Raw genomic sequence first — 23,829 nt, 5'->3', positions numbered from 1 at the left:
GGTAACTGATGTGCGCCTGATTATCGCTTTTCTGATGGCCTGGTGCCTCAGTCTCAGTATGGGGGCGTCCGCTGCGACGGCCCCCGACGCTAAACAAATCGCGCAGGAACTGGAGCAGGCTAAAGGGGCGAAAAACGCCCCGGATCAGGCCGAAACCGTTGAGGTGCTCCAGGCCGCGCTGAACGCGCTCGACGAGCGTAACGGCTCGCTTGAGCGCGCAAAGCAGTATCAGCAGGTCATTGACGACTTCGCCAAAACCTCCCAGACCTTACGCGCACAGCTGAACAGTATGCGCGACGAGCCGCGCGCCATTCCCACCGATCTGAGTTCCGACGCTCTCAATCAGGAAATTTTGCAGGTCAGCAGCCAGTTGCTGGATAAGACGCGCCTGGCGCAGCAGGAGCAGGAGCGCGCCCGTGAAATCAGCGATTCCTTAAGCCAGCTGCCGCAGCAGCAAACCGATGCCCGCCGCCAGCTCAATGAGGTGGAACGCCGCGCCGGTACGCCAGCCGGTACCACCGCGCTGGCCCAGGCGCAGCTGCTCAGCGCTCAGGCGGAATCTGCCAGGCTGAAAGCGCTGGTGGATGAACTGGAGCTGGCGCAACTGTCCGCCAACAACCGCCAGGAACTGGCGCGTATGCGCTCCGAGCTGGCGCAAAAGCAGGCGGCGCAGCTGGATACTTACTTACAGGCGCTGCGTAATCAGCTCAACAGCCAGCGGCAGCGTGAAGCCGAGCAGGCGCTGGAAAGCACCGAAATGCTGGCGGAAAACAGCGCCAACCTGCCGGTCGGCATTGTCGATCAGTTTAAAATCAACCGCGAACTCTCCCAGGCGCTCAACCAGCAGGCGCAGCGGATGGATCTGGTCGCCTCTCAGCAACGGCAGGCCACCGGTCAGACGTTACAGGTACGTCAGGCGCTCAACACCCTGCGCGAGCAGTCCCAGTGGCTGGGGGCATCCAACATGCTTGGCGAAGCGCTGCGCGCGCAGGTCGCCCGTCTGCCGGAAATGCCGAAACCACAGCAGCTGGACACCGAAATGGCGCAGCTGCGCGTGCACCGTATGCGCTATGAAGATCTGCTGAACAAGCAGCCGCAACTGCGGCAGATCCGTCAGGTTGACGGCCAGCCGCTGACCCGCGAACAGAGCCGTATTCTTGACGCCCAGCTGCGCACTCAGCGCGAACTGCTGACGTCGCTGTTGCAGGGCGGCGACACGCTGATCCTTGAACTCACCAAACTCAAGGTGTCGCACACGCAGCTGGAGGACGCGCTGAAAGAGGTGAACGAGGCGACGCACCGTTACCTGTTCTGGACCTCGGACGTCAGCCCCATCAATCTCAGCTGGCCGATCGACATCGTGCAGGATCTGCGCCGTCTGATCTCGCTGGATACCTTCAGCCAGCTGGGCAAAGCCACGCTGATGATGCTGACCACCAAAGAAACGCTGCTGCCGCTGTTTGCCGCCCTGTTCCTTGTCGGCTTCAGCCTGTACTCGCGTAAGCACTTTACCCGCTTTCTGGAGCGTTCGTCCGCCCGCGTCGGCAAGGTGACTCAGGATCACTTCTGGCTGACGCTGCGCACGGTATTCTGGTCGATTCTGGTGGCCTCGCCGCTGCCGGTGCTGTGGGCTACCCTGGGTTATGGTTTGCGTGAGGCCTGGCCGTATCCGCTGGCGGTGGCGATTGGCGATGGCGTCACCGCGACCGTGCCGATGCTGTGGGCGGTGATGATTTGCGCCACCTTTGCCCGCCCCAACGGTCTGTTTGTCGCGCATTTTGCGTGGCCGCGGGCGCGTGTGGCGCGCGGTATGCGCAACTATTTGCTGTGTATTGGCCTGATCGTGCCGCTGATTATGGCGCTGATCATGTTCGATAATCTTAATGACCGTGAGTTCTCCGGCTCCCTCGGACGACTGTGCTTTATGCTGATTTGCGGCGCGCTGGCGATGGTCACCCTGAGCCTGAAACGCGCCGGGATCCCGCTGTATGTCGACAAAACTGGCAGCAGCGACAACATGGGCAACCATCTGCTGTGGAACCTGCTGCTGAGCGCCCCGCTGGTGGCGATGCTGGCGGCAATGGTCGGTTATCTGGCGACAGCGCAGGCACTGCTGGCGCGGCTGGAGACCTCGGTGGCCATCTGGTTCCTGCTGCTGGTGGTGTACCACATCATTCGCCGCTGGATGCTGATCCAGCGTCGTCGGCTGGCCTTTGATCGCGCCAAACATCGCCGTGCCGAGATCCTTGCCCAGCGTGCGCGGGGGGAAGAAGATCCGCATCACACTACCAGCACCGAAGGCCTGGTTGAAGTGGACGAGAGCGAAGTGGATCTGGATACCATCAGTACCCAGTCGCTGCGCCTGGTGCGCTCCATCCTGATGCTGATCGCCCTGCTGTCGGTGATTGTGCTGTGGTCGGAAATCCACTCCGCGTTTGGCTTCCTGGAAAATATTTCCCTGTGGGATGTCACCTCCACCGTGCAGGGCGTGGAAAGCCTTGAGCCGATTACCCTTGGCGCGGTGCTGATCGCGATTCTGGTGTTTATCATCACCACGCAGCTGGTGCGTAACCTCCCTGCCCTGCTGGAGCTGGCGCTGTTGCAGCACCTCGATCTGACGCCGGGCACCGGCTACGCCATTACCACCATCACCAAATATCTGCTGATGCTGTTTGGCGGTCTGGTGGGCTTCTCAATGATTGGTATTGAGTGGTCAAAATTGCAGTGGCTGGTGGCCGCGCTCGGTGTCGGGCTCGGGTTTGGTTTGCAGGAGATTTTCGCCAACTTCATCTCGGGCCTGATCATTCTGTTCGAAAAACCCATCCGCATCGGCGATACCGTAACGATCCGCGATCTGACCGGCAGCATCACCAAAATCAATACCCGCGCCACGACGATCAGCGACTGGGATCGCAAAGAGATCATCGTGCCGAACAAGGCGTTTATCACCGAGCAGTTTATCAACTGGTCGCTGTCGGATTCGGTAACCCGTGTGGTGCTGACGGTGCCTGCGCCGGCGGATGCCAATAGTGAGGAAGTGACGCAGTTGCTGTATACCGCTGCGGAACGCTGCTCGCTGGTGATCGATAACCCGCCGCCGGAAGTGTTCCTTGTGGATTTACAGCAGGGCATTCAGCTGTTTGAGCTGCGTATTTACGCTGCGGAGATGGGGCACCGGATGCCGCTGCGCCATGAGATCCACCAGTTGATCCTGGCTGGCTTCCGTGAACACGGTATTGATATGCCGTTCCCGCCGTTCCAGATGCGTCTGGAAACCCTGGGCGGTAAAGCAACAAACAGAACGCTGACCTCTGCCGGACGTGGCCGCCCGGCGGGAAGTTTGTAATCCCCTCACCCCGGCTCTCTTTTCAGAAAGAGGGCCGGGACCGTTAAGCCTTACGCTCTGTCGACGGTAAAGGCGATCACTTCACTTAAGTTTTCCGCGCCCAGCGCCAGCATGATCAGGCGGTCAACGCCCAGCGCCACACCGGAGCAATCCGGCATCCCTACTTTCAGCGCTTCCAGCAGATTCACATCAATGGGCTGCTGCGGCAGGCCGCGGGCGGCGCGCTTGCGGTTATCCTGCTCAAAGCGTTGCTGCTGTTCACGGGCGTCGGTCAGCTCGTGGAAACCATTCGCCAGCTCAAGCCCTTTGAAATAGACCTCAAAGCGTTCCGCCACGCGGTGATCTTCAGTGCTGATCTGCGCCAGCGCAGCCTGGCTTGCCGGGAAGTGATAGACAAAGGCCGGGCGATCTTTACCAATGTGCGGCTCGACGCCCATGGTAAACAGCAATTGCAGCAGCGTGTCGCGATCGTCTTCCGTGTCGGCAATATTGCTCAGATCCAGCTTCGCCGCCGCGTCGCGCAGCTGTTGCTTATCGGCAGAGAGCGGATCGATTTCCAGATGGCGCTGGAAAGCCTGCTGATAAGACAGGGATTCTGCTGCCGGGCACTCAAGCACCTGTTGCAGCAGATCGTCCACTTCATTCATCAGGCGGTACATGTCGTAATGCGGACGATACCATTCCAGCATGGTGAATTCCGGATTGTGGTGACGCCCCATCTCTTCATTGCGGAAGCTGCGACACAGCTGGAACACCGGACCGCAGCCCGCCACCAGCAGACGCTTCATATGGTATTCCGGGCTGGTCATCAGATAGAGGTTCATCCCCTGAGAATGGCCGGGGCCTACAAAACGGGTTTCGAACGGGAACAGATGAATATCCGTCACCGTCGCCTGACTCATGCAGGGCGTTTCCACCTCCAGTACACCGCGGTCGGCAAAGAAACGACGGATCTCCGCAATCTTCGCGGCGCGTTTCAGTAAATTGGGGATGGACGCGCTCGGCTGCCAGGTTGCCGTCTCGCTCATGGTAATTCTCCGTATGCTGATAAGGGCACGAAGTCTACCCGTAACCCGCCAGAGAGACAAATTTTGCACAGTAATTTATTGCCCGCGGCGGACAAATAAGACAAAGGGCCGGATCCATCAAACAGAGTGATAAATCACGCGGAAGATCGGCAAAAAAATCGAACGCATCAAATTTCCCTTCCTCCCGCAAGGTTATACTGCCTCCCCATAATGGAGCAGTGGACATGCTTTCGCGACGCCCGTTAAACGCGAAGCGGAATAACTAAAACCTGGAGGAATGTCGTGCAAACCTTTCAAGCCGATCTTGCCGTAATTGGCGCAGGTGGTGCCGGATTACGCGCCGCAATAGCCGCGGCGCAAGCGAATCCCAACGCTAAAATCGCCCTGATCTCAAAAGTCTACCCCATGCGCAGCCATACCGTGGCCGCGGAAGGGGGATCTGCCGCCGTCGCGCAGGATCATGACAGCTTCGATTACCATTTTCACGATACCGTCGCCGGTGGAGACTGGCTTTGCGAGCAGGATGTGGTGGATTATTTCGTGCACCATTGCCCGACCGAAATGATCCAACTGGAACAGTGGGGTTGCCCGTGGAGCCGCCGCCCGGATGGTTCCGTCAACGTGCGTCGCTTCGGCGGCATGAAGATTGAGCGCACCTGGTTTGCCGCCGACAAAACCGGCTTCCACATGCTACACACCCTCTTCCAGACCTCGTTGCAGTTTCCGCAGATCCAGCGCTTTGACGAGCATTTTGTCCTCGACGTGCTGGTGGATGACGGCGCGGTGCGCGGCCTTGTCGCCATGAATATGATGGAAGGGTCGCTGGTGCAGATCCGCGCCAATGCGGTGATCATGGCCACCGGCGGCGCCGGGCGCGTGTACCGCTTCAACACCAACGGCGGCATTGTCACCGGCGATGGCATGGGCATTGCGCTGAACCATGGCGTAGCGCTGCGCGACATGGAGTTTGTACAGTACCACCCGACCGGCCTGCCGGGTTCCGGCATTCTGATGACCGAAGGCTGCCGTGGCGAAGGCGGTATCCTGGTGAATAAAGATGGTTACCGTTATCTCCAGGATTACGGCATGGGTCCGGAAACGCCCCTCGGCGAGCCGAAAAACAAATATATGGAGCTGGGGCCGCGCGATAAAGTCTCCCAGGCCTTCTGGCATGAGTGGCGCAAAGGCAACACCATTTCAACGCCACGCGGCGACGTGGTCCATCTGGATCTCCGCCATCTGGGTGAGAAAAAGCTGCTCGAACGTCTGCCGTTTATCTGTGAGCTTGCCAAAGCGTATGTCGGCGTCGATCCGGTGAAAGATCCGATCCCGGTACGCCCGACCGCGCACTACACCATGGGCGGCATCGAAACCGATCAAAACTGCGAAACCCGCATCAAAGGCCTGTTCGCGGTGGGCGAATGCTCCTCTGTCGGGCTGCACGGCGCGAACCGTCTTGGCTCGAACTCGCTGGCCGAACTGGTGGTCTTTGGCCGCCTCGCCGGTGAAAAAGCCATGGAACATGCCATGGGCGCACATCAGCCTGACGATAAGGCGCTGAACGCCCAGGCCGGTGATGTGGAACAGCGCCTGAAAGATCTCGTTAACCAGGAAGGCAGTGAAAACTGGGCGCATCTGCGCGACGAAATGGGCATGGCGATGGAAGAAGGCTGCGGCATCTACCGTACGCCGGAACTGATGCAGAAAACCATCGATAAGCTGGCGGAGTTGCAGGAGCGCTTCAAACGCGTGCGCATCACCGACACCTCCAGTGTGTTCAATACCGATCTGCTGTATACCCTTGAGCTGAAGCATGGCCTGAACGTGGCGGAGTGTATGGCGCACTCGGCGATGGCGCGTAAAGAGTCGCGCGGCGCGCATCAGCGTCTGGACGAAGGCTGCACCGAACGCGATGACGTCAACTTCCTCAAACATACGCTCGCTTATCGCGATGCTGACGGCACGACGCGTCTGGAATACAGCGACGTGAAGATCACCACGCTGCCGCCGGCGAAACGCATGTACGGCGGCGAAGCGGAAGCAGCCGAGAAGAAGGAGAAGGCGAATGGCTGAGCTACAAACCCTGAAAATCGAGGTGGTGCGCTATAACCCGGAAGTGGACAGCGCCCCGCACAGCGCGTTTTACGAGGTGCCCTTTGATGAGCAAACCTCGCTGCTGGACGCGCTGGGCTATATCAAGGATAACCTCGCGCCGGATCTCAGCTACCGCTGGTCGTGCCGCATGGCGATTTGCGGCTCCTGCGGCATGATGGTCAACAAGGTGCCAAAGCTGGCCTGTAAAACCTTCCTGCGCGAATACGAACAAGGCATGAAGGTGGAGGCGCTGGCGAACTTCCCGATTGAACGCGATCTGGTGGTCGATATGACGCACTTTATCGAGAGCCTGGAAGCCATTAAACCCTACATTATCGGCAATCCGCGCACGCCGGATCAGGGGCCGAACACACAGACGCCGGCGCAGATGGCGAAATACCATCAGTTCTCCGGCTGCATCAACTGCGGTCTGTGCTACGCCGCTTGTCCGCAGTTTGGACTGAACCCGGAATTTATCGGCCCGGCAGCGATCACCCTGGCGCACCGGTATAACGAAGACAGCCGCGATCGCGGCAAGAAAGATCGTATGGCGCAGCTCAACAGCCAGAACGGCGTCTGGAGCTGTACGTTTGTGGGCTACTGCTCTGTCGTTTGTCCGAAGCACGTCGATCCGGCGGCGGCCATTCAGCAGGGGAAAGTGGAAAGTTCGAAAGACTTTCTTATCGCTACCCTGAAACCACGCTAAGGAGCGCATGATGACAACGAAACGTAAACCTTACGTGCGGCCGGTGCCGTCAAACTGGTGGAAAAACCTGCCGTTTTATCGCTTTTATATGCTGCGCGAAGGCACGGCGATCACTACCGTGTGGTTCAGCATCGTGCTGATTTATGGCCTTTTTGCGCTGAAGCATGGCGCAGAAAGTTGGGCGGGATTTGTGGGCTTCCTGCAAAACCCGGTGGTGGTGATCCTTAACCTCATCACGCTGGCGGGGGCGTTGCTGCACACCAAAACCTGGTTTGAGTTGGCACCGAAAGCCGCGAATATCATCGTCAAAGACGAGAAAATGGGACCGCAGCCGATCATCAAAGGGCTGTGGGTTGTCACGGCGCTGGTGACGCTGGTGGTGCTGTTTGTCGCCCTGTACTGGTAAGGAGGCAAGAATGATTAATCCAAATCCACAACGCTCTGACGAACCTGTTTTCTGGGGGCTGTTTGGCGCAGGCGGCATGTGGGGCGCGTTCTTTGCGCCGGTCATCGTGCTGCTGGTTGGCGTGCTGCTGCCGCTGGGGCTGTATCCCGGCGACGCGCTCGGCTTTGAGCGGGTGCTGGTCTTTGCCCAGAGCCTGATCGGACGCGCCTTTATCTTCCTGATGATTGTGCTGCCGCTGTGGTGCGGCCTGCACCGCATCCATCACCTGATGCATGACCTGAAGATCCACGTACCCAACGGTAAATGGGTGTTTTACGGCCTTGCCGCCATCCTGAGCGTGGTAACGCTGGTCGGGGTGATTTTCCTTTAAGTGCAGCGCCGGGTCTGATGTTGCAGACCCGGTCACGCTTCGCAACGGCAAAGCGGGCAAACTTCCGGTGACACTTTACACTTATCTGTAAATCCTGGAAGGAAAATACCATGCGTATATTGCCTGTCGTTGCCGTCGTTTCCGCCGCGCTTCTGATGGTGGCCTGCCAGTCTCCCACTCCCCCTCCCGGCGTCACCGTCGTGGAAAATTTTAATACCACACGCTATCTCGGTACCTGGTATGAAATCGCCCGTCTGGATCACCGTTTTGAGCGCGGGCTGGATAACGTCACCGCCACCTACAGCCTGCGGGAAGACGGCGGGCTGAACGTCATTAACAAAGGCTATAACCCGTCGCGGGGTATGTGGCAATCCACGGATGGCAGGGCTTACTTTACGGGATCTAAAAACCGTGCGGCGCTGAAGGTATCGTTTTTTGGCCCCTTTTACGGCGGCTATAACGTCATTGCGCTGGATAAAGATTATCGCCACGCGCTGGTCTGCGGACCGGACCGCGATTACCTGTGGATCCTGTCCCGCACCCGCACTATTCCGGATAACGTGAAACAGGATCTGGTGAACACCGCAAAACAACAGGGCTTTGCGGTGGAGAAACTCATCTGGGTGGCGCAAAACCGTTAATGGGTGCTGAGTTTTAACCCGATGATCCCGGCGACAATCAGCACCAGGCTGATGATGCGCGCCGGGCTTGTGGATTCACCCAGCAATATCATGCCGGTAATGGACGCGCCGACCGCGCCAATTCCCGTCCAGATCGCATACGCGGTGCCGACCGGCAGCGTTTTCATCGCCCACGACAGCATAACAATACTGACGATCATGGCGCTGACGGTGATGATACTGGGCGTGAGACGGGTGAAACCATGGGTGTATTTCAGGCCGATAGCCCAGACAACTTCAAGTAAACCCGCAATAAGTAAAACGAACCAGGACATAGTTGGCTCCTGAGATGGGGCCGTCCCCGTTGAAGATGGCGCTTACAGGTCGTCCTGCAAGGCTTATGTAGAAGCGTATTCTTACCGTCAGGCATTACTATTTCAACTTTTTTATTTATCCAAAATTTTAACGGCTTAAAGCAAGAAATAGGTGCAGTTCGCAGCGGAGTTCCGTCATTTACCTTTTTTGTCTTCCCACTATGATGGTGTACTTTCAGATAAATGAAAGCCGTCACCCATTCTGACTGCGAAACCAAACATGTTCAAAATTTTATTGATTGACCGTTGTTGCTTCGCCCGCTTCGGGCTTGAGAGCTGGCTCAATCAAAGTGGGATATTTCCGGGGCCGGTGCTGGTAACCGGGCTGAACAATTTAATGCTCGCCAAAGAACATGCCGCCCAATGGCAGCCGGATCTGGTGATTGCCGATCTCTATGGTTTTGCGAGTGAATTACATCACGTGCAGCAATTAGCCTCGTTATTACACATCTGTAGCCAAAGCCCGCTGCTGTTATTATCCTCCGGGCATGATGCGCAGATGGAAAGCTATTGCCAGCAGTTCCCGCTCTGGGGTCGATTAGATAAGTCTGTACCGCTTGACGCGCTTGCCCGTAGCATTAACGGGGCGCTGTGCTCACGACCAACAGAAGATGTGAATCAGACGGTGACACCGCTGCTGACGCGGCAGGAAGAGAAAGTATTATCACTGTGGATGGACGGCACTAATAACCATTGTATCGCTCACCGGCTCGGTATTAATGGCAAAACGGTTTATACCTATAAACGAAATATCCGCATGAAGCTGGGCATGGGGAATCGTTTTACGCCGTTTTTGTCACTGCCGGAAAGCGGAAGCAACGGTACGGCAGAGGCCGTACCGTACGCTGCTGTTACTGCTGAGCTTTAGTGGCTGCACCAGAGATCGCGCTGCCGCCATCAGAAATATCTTCGCCTACGCCACGCGTGGTGTTACACGCGGTCAACACAGAAGAAAGAACCAGTACCGAAAAGATCGCAGCAATTGTTTTCTTAACCATAATATATTCCTTTTATAGCCAGTGTTATTTGTGTATAGCCTGTTAAGCATAGACAAAATTCCGGGCTATGGAGAAAAAGGCGATATTTTAGGAAGATTTGAAGTCAGCGGCCTGGCATTGCGCCACGCCGCTGAAGATAAGGCAGGAATTACTTAACGCGGGAAACGTATTCGCCAGAGCGGGTGTCCACTTTGATGACTTCGCCGGTCTGTACGAACAGCGGTACTTTAACCACGGCGCCCGTGCTCAGTTTGGCAGGTTTACCACCGGTACCGGCGGTATCGCCTTTCAGGCCTGGATCGGTTTCCACGATTTCCAGTTCAACGAAGTTCGGCGGGGTCACGGCGATCGGCTGGCCGTTCCACAGGGTTACGATGCATTCAGCCTGATCCAGCAGCCATTTGGCGCTGTCGCCGATGGCTTTAGCGTCCGCAGACAGCTGTTCGAAGGTTTCGTTGTTCATGAAGTGCCAGAACTCACCGTCGTTGTACAGGTAAGTCAGGTTCATATCGATAACGTCAGCGCCTTCAGCGGAATCGGTGGATTTGAAGGTTTTCTCAACGCGAGTACCGGTCAGCAGACGGCGCAGCTTAACGCGTGCGAACGCCTGACCTTTACCCGGCTTAACGAATTCACTGGATTCAACCGCGTAAGGTTCGCCTTCGAACATGATTTTAAGACCGGCACGAAAATCGTTGCTATAGTAAGTCGCCATAAGGCCCTCTGAAATATTGTTAACTGGTATTAGCCAAAAAATGGCACACATTGTAACCCTAAACACCCCTTCCAGAGAAGAATGGTTATTGCAACTTGCCGATGTAATAACCGATCCTGATGAACTTCTGCAGCTTTTAAATATAGACGCCAGCGCAGAGCTGCTCGCGGGACGCGATGCCCGTCGGCTGTTCGCCCTGCGCGTCCCCCGCGCATTTGCGGCGCGCATGGAAAAAGGCAACCCGAACGATCCGCTGTTGCGTCAGGTACTTACCGCGCAGGAAGAGTTTATCGCCGCCCCCGGCTTTACCACCGATCCGCTCGAAGAACAGCACAGCGTAGTGCCGGGATTGCTGCATAAATACCGTAACCGGGCGCTGCTGCTGGTGAAGGGCGGCTGCGCGGTAAATTGCCGCTATTGCTTCCGCCGTCACTTCCCGTACGCCGATAATCAGGGCAATAAGCGTAACTGGCAGGCCGCGCTCGATTATATTGCGCTGCATCCGGAGCTGGATGAGATCATTTTCTCCGGCGGCGATCCGCTGATGGCGAAAGATCATGAGCTGGACTGGCTGATCGGCGAGCTGGAGGCGATCCCGCATATTAAGCGTCTGCGCATTCACAGCCGCCTGCCGGTAGTGATCCCGGCGCGCATTACCGATACGCTGGCGGCCCGCCTGGCGCGATCCTCATTGCAGATCCTGCTGGTGAACCATATCAACCATGCCCGGGAAATTGACGACGCTTTCCGCGCGGCCATGACGCAGCTGCGGCAGGCGGGCGTCACGCTGCTCAATCAGAGCGTGCTGCTGCGCGGCGTGAACGACAACGCGCAGACGCTGGCGGATCTCAGCAATGCCCTGTTTGATGCGGGTGTGATGCCCTATTACCTGCACGTACTGGATAAAGTCCAGGGCGCGGCGCATTTTATGGTGAGCGACGAGGACGCGCGTCAGATCGTGCGTGAATTGCTGACCCTGGTATCCGGCTATATGGTGCCGCGCCTGGCGCGTGAAATCGGCGGCGAGCCGAGTAAAACGCCGCTGGATCTGCAATTGCGCCAGCAATAAGCCTTCTTCAAGAGTCCGCATTCGGACTCTTTTTACCCCTCATCTCCCCTTATACTGCCCCGCGTTTTCTTGCCAAATCTGTGCCCTTCATCCGGTATATTGCCGCCCCTCATGGAGAATATAAATGCCCTTAACTATTCATGGACTGAACGCTGGCGTTATTCGTCATGACAATGATTTTGCTGCGCTGGCCCTGAAAATTAAACACGAGGCGAATAATGACAGCCTGCTGTTTCTTCCGCTGTTACCCCTGAAAGATCTGCTGCTGTGTCTTGAATATCATCTTCCCGTGAAAAGCGTACCCGATGACGCTGGCAGCACGCTGCACAGCAACGCGCCGGCGCTGGTCGAAGATGAACTGAGAAATGCGGATGTGCGCCTGCGGGTGGAAGGCGTTACGCTACTTGATGATACAGGCAACAGCCTGACGATAGCCTTCACCCTGAATACGGGCGAGACGCTGACCCTGAATATTGCGGATACGCAAATCCCGGCGCTGGTGAAACTGATTATTCATGCAATGAACAATGCCGGGCTACGAGCGCTGGTGGAAAGCGTGTCTTCTGTGCTGGATTTCCTGCCGCTGTATGACGTGGACAGCCGGGATAACGCACAGCTGGAATACGACGCTTATCAGCATCCTGAGTGGAAATACCGCCTGTTCACCCATCATCTGGTGGTGATCTATCAGTATAAAAATACCGCAGGAGAATTACATACCAGCGGCTCGGTCATTAAAACGCGATACCCTTCCCCGTCACAAGAAACCCAGGGCATCGTGAAACGTCTGCTGCGCTTCAGCAATCGCCTGCGCAAGCTGGATCACACACCCTGCAAGGTATTTGTCAGAACACTGGCGGCGGGAAATAAGGTCACGCTGACACAGGCGCAGTGCCTGCATGCGGTGCATAATCTGCGGTTACATGTGGAGAAATCGGCGGCCTGAAAACAGTGAACCCCGGAGCGGGGTTCATCTTAGAAGATGCCGGCGATCAGTTCGGGCACTTATACACCTGACCGCTCATTTCGCTGGCGGTCGGCACGAAGCTCGACATAAATCCCTGGGTCGGGCTGCTGACGTTGAAAATCACGTTGCCGCCCATTTTTGCCGCTTCGTTACGCAGGGCATTTGCCGCGCCGCGCATTGAGCCACCCTCTTCGCCATGCTGACCCGACAACCAGTTGCTTTGCGTACCGGTTGCGGTGCCCAGTAAACGACACTGCTCACTCGGTTTTTCTTCAACAAAACGAACGCTTTGCCCACCAGCGGTCAGATCGTTGCTGGCGCTACAACCCGCCAGCAGCAACGCTGCACCGACAATCCCTGCACCGACGTAAACGCGCATGTTATTCCTCGTGTAATAGCTGGACAACGTTGTCCGTGTCTGAACCTTATACTAAAAAGATGACCAAAAGAAAAACCCCCAGGCATTTCTGTCCGGGGGTTTGTCGGTCATATCACGTCAGAAGCTGTATTTTACGCCAATCATGCCGCCGTAGCTGTCATAGCTGTTATCGCCGGTAGCCATTGCCAGGCTGCCCCACGCCTTCAGTCCCGGCGTAATATTGCCGGACAGGCCCATCTTCATTTCATAGCGGTCAGCTGGCGTATCATCGTCATAGCGGGTGTTATCAATTTCCAGGCTGTTATCCGCCGTGCCGTGCCACCAGTTGATTTCCATAAAGGGCTGCACCACCTGCTGCGGGCTTTGCCGCCACAGACGCACCCCAAGGCGACTGGTTACGCCGTCGGCATCGTAGCCGCTGACGGACATACCCGCGCCGTCGCTGTGGCTGTCAGCATCGTAGGCGCTGTAAATGATCTGCGCCTGTGGTTGCAGGATCACCTGGCTTTGCTGCGCGGCATTTTCCGACAGCACAACGCCATAACCCGCTTCCAGCGAACCGCTCCAGACGCTGGAGTCGTACTCATCATCACCAACGCCGGACTGCCTGCTGCTGACGCTGTTATCGTACCAGCCGTACTGCAGCCAGCTGTCGACATAAAAGTGCTCCGGCTGTTTCACGTCACTCAGCCAGGTGCCGTAGAGACCGACGCTGTAGCCTTCCACGCTCGCATCCATGTTAAAGCGCGTTTTTCCTGCGCCATCGCTGACGCGATAATATTTATCACTGTCTGCATCGCTGCGCTGCCAGCTGCCCATCACGCCAAAACGTATATCATCGCTGCCATTGCTGGTCAGGCGTAAGAGATCGCCGCCCAGCTGGACGCGAACGCTTTCCTGATCGACATCGAACTGGCCGCCAGCGCTGTTGTGGCTGGACTGGCCGCCGGTAATGCGTCCCCAGAGCGCAGGCGCGCCTTCACCGCCCGGCTGTTGGCCGTCGTAACGATCGTGGTACGTCTGGATCATCATCTCTACGGCGGCGGTCTGGTTCGCCAGATAGCCAGCTACTTCAGGGCGGATCATCGACCCGTTATCATCACCATTGTCTGGTGACGGGGCGGGATCCGGATCTGGTGTCGGATCTGGTTTCGGATCGGGGGTGGGATCAGGATTGGGTGCTGGCTCGGGCTCGGGCGTGGGTTCGGGCTCCGGCGTCGGCTCAGGATCCGGCGCTGGTTCAGGATTTGCCTCATCGCTTACCAGATACCAGTCGGTATCGGCGGTATTCTGCTCCAGACGATAAATATACTGCCCGGCGCTCATGGTGTGAGTTTGCCCCGCCAGTTCAAAGGCATCTTCCGACGTGCTGCCGCGCACATCCACCACTTTAATACCGTCGCCGGTGGTCAACGCCGCATCGCTGTCGCTGCCGGTATTGGTAAACAGCAGATCGGTTTTCGCGCTGCCCATTTCGACGTTATCCACGATCAGCATATCGCTCTGCGAATTGGCCCCGCCGTCATTGAGCATCACATCCATGGCGATGGTGCCGCCATTGGACACATAGGTGCCGTAGCCGGCGACGCTGGCGTCAGTGCTGCTGCTGATAACGAGCGTATCCCCCGCTTTACCATTAGCGCTCATATCAATGGTGCCGCTGTTGGAAAAGGTGCTGAGGCCCAGCAGTTGCGCCTGCATAATGCCGTCGTTGCTGGTGCTGTTGGCGCTGTAACCCGTGGCATATTCGTTTGAGGTGTTGGTGCTGGTGACGTCGCTGTTCGCCACGCTGTCGAGCACGATCGTGCCGGTATTATTAAAGGTGCCGTTACCGCCAAAACTGGACACTGCCACGGCTTTGGTATCGCGTGTACCGTCGCCGTCAGTATCCTGCCAGTTGCGTAAATGCAGAGTGCCGCTGTTATTCAGGGTGACGTCATCGCCGCTGAGGGTCAGATTACCAGTGAGCGTGCCCTTGTTGGTGACCGTCACCGTCGGCGCGGTAATGACCATCGCGCTGTCATTCATCGCGCCGAGCGTGGCGGTATCCTCTATGCTCATCGTCACGGTTTTCTGGCTAGTGGCGCTGACGCCCGTGGCATCCGCTCCCCAACCGCCGCTGGTCTGGGTATTGCCCCCAAGATTAATAACAATATCGCCGCTATTTTCACTGAATGCGTTAATACCCTGCGCCCCTTCCCCGGAAGCGGTTAATTGCAGATCTAAGGTGTCAATGGTAATACCGCTATTACCGTCGTTGAGAACATCGTTATAGACTTGGGCCTGAATACCTTTTGCCCCCGTTCCCTGGGCAGTAATTACCCCTGAACTGTTAATTGCCACATTATTATTTTGACCTTCCGCTGCATAAGCGGACATACCGATTGCATTAAAGCCCTGCACATTGATGTTGGCCAGCACATCCAAAGCTATATTTGTGTTAGCTGGCTCTGAAGCGAATGCCCCTAATGCCTCGGCTTTTATGCCAATACTATTGCCCGCAGACGCGTCGCCAACATTAATGAATAAATCCGGAGAGTCAATATCTACCGTCAAAGACTGATAGCCGTAGGCAGTAATACCGATGCTACCAGTACCCGTCAGCGTAATATCAGAAGCAGTATTATCAATGTGTAACTCCGCAATTTTATCATCAGCGATGTCAATACCTGCCGCATAATCGTTATCACTGGTAATATTCATTACGCTATCGTTAACATTCACTATAGCGCCACCGCCATCGTCGCCCCCAGTGTAGATACCTATTTGGGTTTCAGCTAATTCAATATTCGCCGAGTCAACATTCATAATAAGTATTCCGGGTTCTTCGGAATCGGGAACGTTCCGGCCGAAATAGATACCTATATTGTTATTGTCGACGTCGGTGTCGACGCGACTATCATAAGTCACACTCCCTGAAATTTTCATTTCAGCCGATCCGCCACCATTGTAATATTCATAAATGTTGCCGTTATTACCGCTGGTATAATCGTAAAGCGCATTCGCGTGCGCCGTGCCGCCCAACGCCAGCGCGACGCACATGGCGAGATAATTCGTTTTCATTGCATCCCTTCTCCTGAATATATTTGCGAGTGGTATAAATAAGCAAACGCATATTATTAGCTGCAAAAGGTTATTAGCATGAAGGATGCGTGTATTAACATAAAATGTTATAGACAATATGAATCATTTCATAATATATGAATTTACCGTAGCACTCACTTTAATTTAAGAACATCCTTAAAATAATGAGTTAGCATATTCATTTTGTTGGCATTTCTGTGTTTGTCAAAATATGTTCCTGGGATTATGGGTTCATCCATTAATAATCATAAAACCAATATTATAATAATGATATATATTGTGAAAAGTAACGGGCCGCGCAAAGAAAAACCCCCGGACATTGCTGCCCGGGGGTTTTTCTTATTTCTGCGGGATGCAGAACAACATGATTACATCATGCCGCCCATACCACCCATGCCGCCCATACCGCCAGCAGCACCTAAATCAGGGCCATCAGCTTTCGGCAGGTCGGTCACCATGCACTCGGTGGTGATCATCAGACCAGCAACAGAGGCCGCGTACTGCAGAGCAGAACGGGTCACTTTAGTCGGATCCAGGATACCCATGTCGATCATGTTGCCGTATTCTTCGGTCGCTGCGTTGTAACCGTAGTTACCGTCGCCGCCTTTAACGGTGTTAGCCACAACAGACGGCTCTTCGCCGCAGTTCAGCACGATCTGACGCAGCGGTGCTTCCATTGCGCGCAGCGCAACTTTAATACCGACGTTCTGATCTTCGTTCTGGCCACGCAGTTCGCTCAGTTTAGAAGCAACACGGATCAGCGCAACGCCGCCGCCTGCAACCACACCTTCTTCAACCGCAGCACGGGTTGCGTGCAGGGCATCTTCTACGCGGGCTTTCTTCTCTTTCATTTCAACTTCGGTAGCAGCACCGACTTTGATTACCGCAACGCCGCCAGCCAGTTTAGCTACGCGCTCCTGCAGTTTTTCACGATCGTAGTCAGAGGTCGCTTCTTCGATCTGCTGACGGATCTGAGAAACACGGCCCTGAATGCTCGCTTCTTCACCCACGCCATCGATGATGGTGGTGGTGTCTTTGTTGATCACAACGCGTTTAGCCTGACCCAGGTCTTCCAGGGTCGCTTTTTCCAGCTCCATACCGATTTCTTCAGAGATCACGGTACCGCCGGTCAGGATAGCGATATCCTGCAGCATAGCTTTACGACGGTCGCCGAAGCCCGGTGCTTTCACCGCAGCCACTTTCACGATGCCGCGCATGGTGTTAACCACCAGGGTTGCCAGCGCTTCGCCTTCCACATCTTCAGCGATGATCAGCAGTGGTTTACCGGCTTTCGCAACGGCTTCCAGTACTGGCAGCATTTCGCGGATGTTGGAGATTTTTTTATCAGCCAGCAGGATGAACGGGCTTTCCAGTTCAATGGAGCCAGTTTCCGGCTTGTTGATGAAATACGGGGACAGGTAGCCACGGTCGAACTGCATACCTTCTACCACGTCCAACTCGTCCTGCAGGCCGGTGCCTTCTTCAACGGTGATAACGCCTTCTTTACCCACTTTCTCCATGGCTTCCGCGATCAGTTTACCCACGGTTTCATCGGAGTTAGCGGAGATGGTACCAACCTGAGCAATGGCACGGGAATCGGAGCAAGGTACAGACAGGGCTTTCAGTTCTTCAACCGCAGCGATAACCGCTTTGTCGATGCCGCGTTTCAGATCCATCGGGTTCATGCCAGCCGCTACAGCTTTCAGGCCTTCGGTGATGATGGACTGTGCCAGTACGGTTGCAGTGGTGGTACCGTCGCCTGCCGCGTCGTTCGCTTTAGAGGCAACTTCTTTCACCATCTGCGCGCCCATGTTTTCGAACTTGTCTTCCAGCTCGATTTCACGTGCTACAGAAACACCATCTTTAGTAATGGTCGGTGCACCGAAAGATTTATCCAGAACAACGTTACGGCCTTTCGGGCCAAGGGTAACTTTCACTGCGTCTGCCAGTACGTTTACGCCGCGCAGCATTTTCACACGAGCGTCGTTACCGAATTTTACGTCTTTAGCTGCCATTTTCTTCTTTCCCTTAAATTCGTAGGTTCAGTTCGCGGGTGGGTTACGCTTCAACAATTGCCAGAATGTCGCTTTCGGACATGATCAGCACTTCTTGATCGTCAATCTTTTCAGATTTCACACCGTAGCCATCGTTGAAAATGACGATGTCACCAACTTTAACGTCCAGTGGCTGCACGCTACCGTTTTCCAGGATGCGGCCTTTACCGACAGCGATGATTTCGCCACGAGTCGATTTACCAGCAGCGCTGCCGGTCAGTACGATGCCGCCCGCAGACTTGGACTCAACTTCTTTACGCTTGACGATGACACGGTCATGCAACGGACGAATACTCATTGATAGCTCTCCTTTGAGAAAGTCAGTATCGGTTATGGATGACGCCGGCCTAAAGGTGGTTCCCGGCTGGTGACGTCAGAGATGGGGGTGCTTGATCAAGCCTTCAAGGGGCAAAAAGAAAAAAATTTTCTTAAGGGCGATAAAAAGTTGTCTGAAACAACGTCCTGCCAGAAGTGGGGAGGGAACGCGCGGCGCTGATAAGGCCTGCTTATGCTACTATCGCCGCTCTTTGATGGCGGCAGGACAGGGTAATGAGCGGATTAAAACAGGAACTGGGATTAGCGCAAGGGGTGGGCTTACTCTCTACTTCATTATTAGGCACCGGCGTGTTTGCCGTTCCTGCGCTGGCGGCGCTGGTAGCAGGCGATAATAGCCTGTGGGCCTGGCCTGCGCTGATCGTGCTGGTGTTTCCCATCGCCATTGTTTTTGCCCTGCTTGGCCGACATTTTCCCAGCGCAGGCGGCGTGGCGCATTTTGTCGCCCTGGCCTTTGGCCCCCGGCTGGCGCGCGTCACCGGCTGGCTATTTTTGTCGGTGATCCCGGTGGGATTACCCGCCGCGCTGCACATCGCCACCGGTTTTGGGCAGTCGCTGTTCGGCTGGCACGACAGCCGATTATTGCTGGCGGAGCTGGGCACCCTCGCCATCATCTGGTGGATTGGCTCCCGGGGCGCGCGCTCCAGCGCCAACCTGCAAACCCTGGTGGCGATTTTGATCGTCGCCCTGGTTGTAGCGATCTGGATCTATGGCGATATTACCCTCGCGGCCATTCCCTTCCCGGCGCTGCCGGAGGTGGATACCCCGCAGCTGTTCGCCGCGTTATCGGTGATGTTCTGGTGCTTCGTCGGGCTTGAGGCTTTTGCGCATCTGGCGTCAGAATTCAAACAGCCGGAGCGCGATTTTCCCCGCGCGCTGATGATTGGCCTGCTGCTGGCGGGAACCGTGTACTGGGCCTGTACCGTGCTGGTGCTGCATTTTAATGCCTACAGCGCCGATCGCGCCGCCGCGACTTCATTGCCGGGCATCGTCGTGCAGCTTTTTGGCGTGAAAGCCCTGTGGATCGCCTGCGTGATTGGTTATCTGGCCTGCTTTGCCAGCCTGAACATTTATATCCAGAGCTTCGCGCGGCTGGTGTGGTCGCAGGCGCAGCACCTGCCGGACAGCTATCTGGCGCGCCTTTCGAAAAACCATATTCCGCGTAACGCGCTGAATGCCGTGATCGGCTGCTGCATGCTGAGCACGCTGGGTATCTATCTGCTGGATATCAATCTGGATGCGCTGATTGTCTATGCCAACGGCATTTTCATCATGATCTATCTGCTGTGTATGCTGGCGGGATGTCGGCTGCTGACCGGGCGTTATCGTGCGCTGGCGGCGCTTGGCGGGGTGCTCTGTTTACTGCTGCTGGCGATGGTCGGCTGGAAGAGCCTTTACGCCATCATCATGCTGGCGGCGCTGTGGCTGTTTTTACCCAAACGGCGCGTGGATTAAACATGCCGGGCGACGCGACGCTTGCCCGGCCTACAATTGCTGGAACGGGTAATTTGTAGGCCCGGTAAGCGCAGCGCCACCGGGCAAAAGTAATTATTGATCGTCTTTATGTTCGATACGGTCACGCTGATCGTCTTTACGCTGGTACTCACCATCAAAGGTCTGCCCGCCCTGGGTACCGGCGCTGAAACCGCCCCCCGGCATGCGGGAAAAACGCAGATGCGGCATCAGGCGCAGGGTCAGCAGTTTCTGTACCGGCGGCAACAGCAGCAACAGGCCGAGGAAATCGGTAAAGAAGCCCGGTAACAGCAACAACAGCCCGGCGATAATCAGCGACACGCTCTTGATCATTTCTGCTGCCGGACTTTCACCCGCCGCCATTTTCTGCTGCATCAGCAGTAAATTCTTGAAGCCCTGGTTACGCACCAGCGACATCCCGACCACGGAACTGAAGATCACCAGCACCAGGGTTAACAGGACGCCTAAGACCTGGGCGACCTGAATGAAAATCGAAATCTCAATGTAAACATATAAAAATACGGCAATTAACGGTATCCAGCGCACTGGCTTCTCCTGTGTAAACCGCGGCTCTCGCGCCACGGTCAGTGTAATTTTGCGACACGCATGATCCTGTAATGGAGGCTTCATGCCAGAATTCAATCGGAATGCGCGACTATTTTTTGGCAATGATTGATCCGGTGATGTATTTCACAAATCAATAAAAGTACCGTATCAGCTAAGATAATAAGTGATCCAGGTTACGGCAATTCGCTATGATCAGCATATGATCCCGGTTACGTGGCTGATTAAGGAAATAATCGTCGGTCAGTAATCACACATAACCACAGATCTCCTGTGTGTTTGGTGCATTCATTCGTAGCTTTAATTTAAGAAGGTTCACATGTTAAACAACATTCGTATCGAAGAAGATTTGTTGGGCACAAGGGAAGTACCAGCGGATGCCTATTATGGCGTCCACACTCTGAGAGCGATTGAAAACTTTTACATTAGTAACAGCAAAATCAGTGACATCCCTGAATTTGTGCGCGGCATGGTGATGGTTAAGAAAGCGGCAGCAATGGCCAACAAGGAGTTGCAGACCATCCCGAAAAACGTGGCTAATGTCATTATCGCCGCATGTGATGAAGTCCTGAATAACGGCAAATGCATGGATCAGTTCCCGGTTGACGTTTACCAGGGCGGCGCGGGCACTTCCGTCAACATGAACACCAACGAAGTGCTGGCGAATATCGGCCTTGAGCTGATGGGCCACCAGAAAGGTGAGTACCAGTACCTCAACCCGAACGATCACGTTAACAAATGCCAGTCCACCAACGACGCCTATCCGACCGGCTTCCGTATCGCGGTATACGCCTCGATCGAAAAACTGATCGACGCCATCCACCAGCTCGGCGAAGGCTTCCAGAATAAAGCCGTTGAGTTCCAGGACGTACTGAAAATGGGCCGCACCCAGTTGCAGGACGCGGTGCCGATGACGCTGGGCCAGGAGTTCCATGCCTTTAACGTGCTGCTGAACGAAGAGACCAAAAACCTGCGTCGTACTGCGGAACTGCTGCTGGAAGTGAACCTCGGCGCAACCGCCATCGGCACCCGTCTGAACACCCCGGACGGCTATCAGCAGCTGGCGGTGCAGAAGCTGGCGGAAGTCAGTAACCTGCCGGTCGTCCCGGCGGAAGATCTCATCGAAGCCACCTCCGACTGCGGCGCTTACGTAATGGTGCACAGCTCGCTGAAACGTCTGGCGGTGAAACTCTCCAAAATCTGTAATGACCTGCGTCTGCTCTCCTCCGGGCCGCGTGCGGGTCTGAACGAGATCAACCTGCCGGAGCTGCAGGCAGGCTCCTCGATCATGCCAGCCAAAGTGAACCCGGTGGTGCCGGAAGTGGTAAACCAGGTGTGCTTCAAGGTGATCGGTAACGACACCACCGTGACCATGGCTTCCGAAGCGGGTCAGTTGCAGCTGAACGTGATGGAGCCGGTGATTGGCCAGGCGATGTTTGAATCCATCCACATCCTGACCAACGCCTGTTACAACCTTCTGGAAAAATGCATCAACGGCATTACCGCTAACCGCGCCGTCTGCGAAAGCTACGTTTACAACTCCATCGGCATCGTCACTTATCTCAATCCGTTTATCGGCCACCACAATGGTGATATTGTTGGTAAGATCTGTGCGGAGACCGGTAAGAGCGTACGGGAAGTGGTGCTGGAGCGCGGTCTGCTGACTGAAGCAGAACTGGATGACATCTTCTCGCCGCATAACCTGATGCATCCGGTCTATAAGGCCAAACGCTACACCGATGAAAGCGAGCAGTAATTGTTCGCCACGCAAACAAAGGCACGTCAGATGACGTGCCTTTTTGCTTTTTAAGAGTTACTAAAATACAACAATCTAATATCAACTTGTTAATAAACAAGGCAGGCAACTATGTTTGGTGCAGAACTTGTTATCGTCCTTCTGGCGATTTATTTAGGGGCAAGACTTGGCGGGATCGGCATTGGGCTGGCCGGAGGATTGGGCGTACTCGTATTGACGCTCTTTTTTCAAATCCCGCCTGGCGCGATCCCCTTTGACGTTATCGAAATCATCATGGCGGTTATCGCCGCCATCGCCGCGATGCAGGTCGCAGGCGGCATGGATTATCTGGTCAGCCTCGCCGAAAAAATGCTGCGTCGGCATCCCAAATACATCACCTTTTTAGCGCCGCTGGTCACCTGGTTTATGACCATTCTGGCGGGCACCGGGCACACGGCCTTCTCCACGCTGCCGGTGATCACCGAAGTGGCGAAAGAACAGGGCATCCGCCCGTCCCGCCCATTATCCATCGCCGTGGTCGCCTCGCAGATCGCCATCACCGCCTCGCCGATTTCCGCCGCCGTGGTGTTCTTTGCCGGCATCCTTGAACCGCTGGGCGTCAGCTATCTGACCCTGCTGGCAATTTGTATTCCCACCACGCTGGTTGCCGTAATGCTTACCGCAGTGGTGTGTAATTTCCTCGGCAGCGAGCTGAAAGACGATCCGGTGTATCAGGAGCGACTGGCGAAAGGCGAAGTCAGCCTGCGCGGCAGCCAGGTGTTTAACATCAAACCTCATGCGAAGCGCTCACTGATGCTGTTTTTAATCGGCATCGTCGCGGTTATGGTTTACGCCACCGCCATCAGCCCGACGGTAGGGCTTATCGCCAACCCGGTGCTGCCGCGTAACGAAGCCATTGTGGTGTTTATGCTGACCATCGCCACGCTCATCTGCCTGACCTGTAAAATTGATACCGGCGAGATCCTCAACGCCAGCACCTTTAAATCCGGCATGAGCGCCTGCGTCTGCGTACTGGGCGTGGCCTGGCTGGGCGACACTTTCGTGAAGCATCATATTGAAGATATTCAGACGGTGGCGGGCGATCTGCTGCATAACTACCCGTGGATGCTGGCGGTGGTGCTGTTCTTTGCCGCCACGCTGCTCTACTCCCAGGCGGCGACCACCAAAGCGCTGATGCCTGCCGCCCTGCTGCTGGGCGTCAGCCCGCTGACCGCCATTGCATCTTTCGCGGCGGTATCGGCGCTCTTTGTGCTGCCCACCTATCCAACGCTGCTGGCAGCGGTGGAAATGGACGACACCGGCTCCACCCGTATCGGCAAATATGTCTTTAATCATGCCTTTTTGATCCCCGGCGTTATTGCCATCACGCTGTGCGTGATCCTCGGCTTTATCGTCGGCGGCATCCTGTTGTAAATCTCGTTAAAAACGGGCCGTCCCGCGGCCCGTTGCATGAATCCCCGCCCGTCACCTGCTATAGTGCCTGTTTTCGCCGA

Annotated in this window: 21 protein-coding genes; 12 read left to right on the top strand and 9 right to left on the bottom strand. The window is 55.7% G+C overall.

Annotation, left to right across the window (positions count from 1 at the left end; translation table 11 throughout):
* Nucleotides 1–10 precede the first annotated feature (10 nt).
* A complete protein-coding gene (gene mscM / locus ACQUTD_RS16415; protein ID WP_072570258.1) occupies nt 11–3,346 on the top strand; it encodes a miniconductance mechanosensitive channel MscM in 3,336 nt (1,111 codons plus the stop codon).
* A 50-nt stretch (nt 3,347–3,396) separates the two neighbouring features.
* Here the strand turns inward: mscM and epmA are convergent, their stop codons facing one another.
* Entirely contained in the window at nt 3,397–4,374 is a 978-nt protein-coding gene (epmA, locus tag ACQUTD_RS16410; RefSeq protein ID WP_072570257.1) for an elongation factor P--(R)-beta-lysine ligase, read from the bottom strand.
* A 282-nt stretch (nt 4,375–4,656) separates the two neighbouring features.
* Between epmA and frdA the strand changes: the two genes are divergently transcribed.
* The 5 genes from frdA to ACQUTD_RS16385 all read left to right on the top strand — a co-directional run bounded on the left by frdA (nt 4,657) and on the right by ACQUTD_RS16385 (nt 8,591).
* The gene (gene frdA, locus ACQUTD_RS16405; protein WP_318364123.1) at nt 4,657–6,447 is read left to right on the top strand and encodes a fumarate reductase (quinol) flavoprotein subunit; all 1,791 of its coding nucleotides are present in this window, start codon (nt 4,657–4,659) and stop codon (nt 6,445–6,447) included.
* Complete coding sequence (locus ACQUTD_RS16400) at nt 6,440–7,174, top strand: succinate dehydrogenase/fumarate reductase iron-sulfur subunit (RefSeq protein WP_473276836.1); 735 nt, start codon at nt 6,440–6,442, stop codon at nt 7,172–7,174. Before frdA ends, ACQUTD_RS16400 begins: the two co-directional genes overlap by 8 nt.
* Nucleotides 7,175–7,184: 10 nt before the next feature.
* On the top strand, nt 7,185–7,580 hold the full coding sequence (gene frdC / locus ACQUTD_RS16395) for a fumarate reductase subunit FrdC (RefSeq protein ID WP_072570254.1): 396 nt from the start codon (nt 7,185–7,187) through the stop codon (nt 7,578–7,580).
* 10 nt (nt 7,581–7,590) lie between these two features.
* Nucleotides 7,591–7,950: a fumarate reductase subunit FrdD gene (frdD, locus tag ACQUTD_RS16390; RefSeq protein ID WP_318364125.1), complete on the top strand. Its 360-nt coding sequence runs from the start codon at nt 7,591–7,593 to the stop codon at nt 7,948–7,950.
* A 110-nt stretch (nt 7,951–8,060) separates the two neighbouring features.
* Entirely contained in the window at nt 8,061–8,591 is a 531-nt protein-coding gene (locus ACQUTD_RS16385) for a lipocalin family protein (protein ID WP_072570252.1), read from the top strand.
* On the opposite strand, the gene sugE is transcribed toward ACQUTD_RS16385, so the two are convergent.
* Nucleotides 8,588–8,905: a quaternary ammonium compound efflux SMR transporter SugE gene (gene sugE / locus ACQUTD_RS16380; RefSeq protein ID WP_072570251.1), complete on the bottom strand. Its 318-nt coding sequence runs from the start codon at nt 8,903–8,905 to the stop codon at nt 8,588–8,590. The two genes, ACQUTD_RS16385 and sugE, sit on opposite strands and share 4 nt — an antisense overlap.
* 259 nt (nt 8,906–9,164) lie before the next feature.
* Here sugE and ACQUTD_RS16375 point away from each other — a divergent pair, with 259 nt between their 5' ends.
* Nucleotides 9,165–9,812 carry a LuxR C-terminal-related transcriptional regulator gene (locus ACQUTD_RS16375; RefSeq protein WP_473276837.1) on the top strand — a complete coding sequence of 216 codons (648 nt, stop codon included), beginning with the start codon at nt 9,165–9,167 and terminating at the stop codon, nt 9,810–9,812.
* On the opposite strand, the gene ecnB is transcribed toward ACQUTD_RS16375, so the two are convergent.
* Both ecnB and efp read right to left on the bottom strand, forming a co-directional pair.
* Nucleotides 9,796–9,942: a lipoprotein toxin entericidin B gene (gene ecnB, locus ACQUTD_RS16370; RefSeq protein ID WP_039055654.1), complete on the bottom strand. Its 147-nt coding sequence runs from the start codon at nt 9,940–9,942 to the stop codon at nt 9,796–9,798. The genes ACQUTD_RS16375 and ecnB overlap by 17 nt on opposite strands.
* Nucleotides 9,943–10,090: 148 nt before the next feature.
* A complete protein-coding gene (gene efp / locus ACQUTD_RS16365; RefSeq protein ID WP_072570249.1) occupies nt 10,091–10,657 on the bottom strand; it encodes an elongation factor P in 567 nt (188 codons plus the stop codon).
* Nucleotides 10,658–10,697: 40 nt separating this feature from the next.
* Between efp and epmB the strand changes: the two genes are divergently transcribed.
* Both epmB and yjeJ read left to right on the top strand, forming a co-directional pair.
* Complete coding sequence (gene epmB, locus ACQUTD_RS16360) at nt 10,698–11,726, top strand: EF-P beta-lysylation protein EpmB (RefSeq protein WP_318377046.1); 1,029 nt, start codon at nt 10,698–10,700, stop codon at nt 11,724–11,726.
* Between the two features lie 124 nt (nt 11,727–11,850).
* Complete coding sequence (yjeJ, locus tag ACQUTD_RS16355; protein ID WP_473276839.1) at nt 11,851–12,672, top strand: YjeJ family protein; 822 nt, start codon at nt 11,851–11,853, stop codon at nt 12,670–12,672.
* A 46-nt stretch (nt 12,673–12,718) separates the two neighbouring features.
* On the opposite strand, the gene ACQUTD_RS16350 is transcribed toward yjeJ, so the two are convergent.
* From ACQUTD_RS16350 to ACQUTD_RS16335, 4 genes are all read right to left on the bottom strand, one after another.
* Complete coding sequence (locus ACQUTD_RS16350) at nt 12,719–13,072, bottom strand: DUF4156 domain-containing protein (protein ID WP_072570246.1); 354 nt, start codon at nt 13,070–13,072, stop codon at nt 12,719–12,721.
* Between the two features lie 117 nt (nt 13,073–13,189).
* Nucleotides 13,190–16,135, bottom strand: coding sequence for an autotransporter outer membrane beta-barrel domain-containing protein (locus ACQUTD_RS16345; RefSeq protein WP_473276840.1), 2,946 nt, complete (start codon nt 16,133–16,135; stop codon nt 13,190–13,192).
* A gap of 389 nt (nt 16,136–16,524) precedes the next feature.
* A complete protein-coding gene (gene groL, locus ACQUTD_RS16340; protein WP_072570244.1) occupies nt 16,525–18,171 on the bottom strand; it encodes a chaperonin GroEL in 1,647 nt (548 codons plus the stop codon).
* A 43-nt stretch (nt 18,172–18,214) separates the two neighbouring features.
* Nucleotides 18,215–18,508: a co-chaperone GroES gene (locus ACQUTD_RS16335; RefSeq protein ID WP_072570243.1), complete on the bottom strand. Its 294-nt coding sequence runs from the start codon at nt 18,506–18,508 to the stop codon at nt 18,215–18,217.
* A gap of 251 nt (nt 18,509–18,759) precedes the next feature.
* Between ACQUTD_RS16335 and yjeH the strand changes: the two genes are divergently transcribed.
* Complete coding sequence (yjeH, locus tag ACQUTD_RS16330) at nt 18,760–19,998, top strand: L-methionine/branched-chain amino acid transporter (RefSeq protein WP_473276842.1); 1,239 nt, start codon at nt 18,760–18,762, stop codon at nt 19,996–19,998.
* Nucleotides 19,999–20,091: 93 nt separating this feature from the next.
* On the opposite strand, the gene ACQUTD_RS16325 is transcribed toward yjeH, so the two are convergent.
* Nucleotides 20,092–20,562 carry an FxsA family protein gene (locus tag ACQUTD_RS16325; RefSeq protein WP_318375659.1) on the bottom strand — a complete coding sequence of 157 codons (471 nt, stop codon included), beginning with the start codon at nt 20,560–20,562 and terminating at the stop codon, nt 20,092–20,094.
* Between the two features lie 337 nt (nt 20,563–20,899).
* Between ACQUTD_RS16325 and aspA the strand changes: the two genes are divergently transcribed.
* A complete protein-coding gene (gene aspA / locus ACQUTD_RS16320) occupies nt 20,900–22,336 on the top strand; it encodes an aspartate ammonia-lyase (RefSeq protein ID WP_072570240.1) in 1,437 nt (478 codons plus the stop codon).
* A 111-nt stretch (nt 22,337–22,447) separates the two neighbouring features.
* On the top strand, nt 22,448–23,749 hold the full coding sequence (locus ACQUTD_RS16315) for an anaerobic C4-dicarboxylate transporter (RefSeq protein WP_072570239.1): 1,302 nt from the start codon (nt 22,448–22,450) through the stop codon (nt 23,747–23,749).
* The last annotated feature ends 80 nt before the right edge of the window (nt 23,750–23,829 follow it).

The sequence above is a fragment of the Enterobacter sp. K510 genome (assembly GCF_055804875.1).
This window is presented reverse-complemented; position numbering and strand designations above follow the sequence as displayed.

Coding starts and splice junctions, on each gene's coding strand:
- groL (WP_072570244.1), bottom strand. CDS start 18,171: ATGGCAGCTAAAGACGTAAAATTCGGTAACGACGCTCGTGTGAAAATG.
- ecnB (WP_039055654.1), bottom strand. CDS start 9,942: ATGGTTAAGAAAACAATTGCTGCGATCTTTTCGGTACTGGTTCTTTCT.
- yjeJ (WP_473276839.1), top strand. CDS start 11,851: ATGCCCTTAACTATTCATGGACTGAACGCTGGCGTTATTCGTCATGAC.
- ACQUTD_RS16400 (WP_473276836.1), top strand. CDS start 6,440: ATGGCTGAGCTACAAACCCTGAAAATCGAGGTGGTGCGCTATAACCCG.
- ACQUTD_RS16345 (WP_473276840.1), bottom strand. CDS start 16,135: ATGAAAACGAATTATCTCGCCATGTGCGTCGCGCTGGCGTTGGGCGGC.
- ACQUTD_RS16315 (WP_072570239.1), top strand. CDS start 22,448: ATGTTTGGTGCAGAACTTGTTATCGTCCTTCTGGCGATTTATTTAGGG.
- yjeH (WP_473276842.1), top strand. CDS start 18,760: ATGAGCGGATTAAAACAGGAACTGGGATTAGCGCAAGGGGTGGGCTTA.
- efp (WP_072570249.1), bottom strand. CDS start 10,657: ATGGCGACTTACTATAGCAACGATTTTCGTGCCGGTCTTAAAATCATG.
- epmA (WP_072570257.1), bottom strand. CDS start 4,374: ATGAGCGAGACGGCAACCTGGCAGCCGAGCGCGTCCATCCCCAATTTA.
- ACQUTD_RS16385 (WP_072570252.1), top strand. CDS start 8,061: ATGCGTATATTGCCTGTCGTTGCCGTCGTTTCCGCCGCGCTTCTGATG.
- ACQUTD_RS16375 (WP_473276837.1), top strand. CDS start 9,165: ATGTTCAAAATTTTATTGATTGACCGTTGTTGCTTCGCCCGCTTCGGG.
- sugE (WP_072570251.1), bottom strand. CDS start 8,905: ATGTCCTGGTTCGTTTTACTTATTGCGGGTTTACTTGAAGTTGTCTGG.
- ACQUTD_RS16350 (WP_072570246.1), bottom strand. CDS start 13,072: ATGCGCGTTTACGTCGGTGCAGGGATTGTCGGTGCAGCGTTGCTGCTG.
- frdD (WP_318364125.1), top strand. CDS start 7,591: ATGATTAATCCAAATCCACAACGCTCTGACGAACCTGTTTTCTGGGGG.
- epmB (WP_318377046.1), top strand. CDS start 10,698: ATGGCACACATTGTAACCCTAAACACCCCTTCCAGAGAAGAATGGTTA.
- ACQUTD_RS16335 (WP_072570243.1), bottom strand. CDS start 18,508: ATGAGTATTCGTCCGTTGCATGACCGTGTCATCGTCAAGCGTAAAGAA.
- frdC (WP_072570254.1), top strand. CDS start 7,185: ATGACAACGAAACGTAAACCTTACGTGCGGCCGGTGCCGTCAAACTGG.
- aspA (WP_072570240.1), top strand. CDS start 20,900: ATGTTAAACAACATTCGTATCGAAGAAGATTTGTTGGGCACAAGGGAA.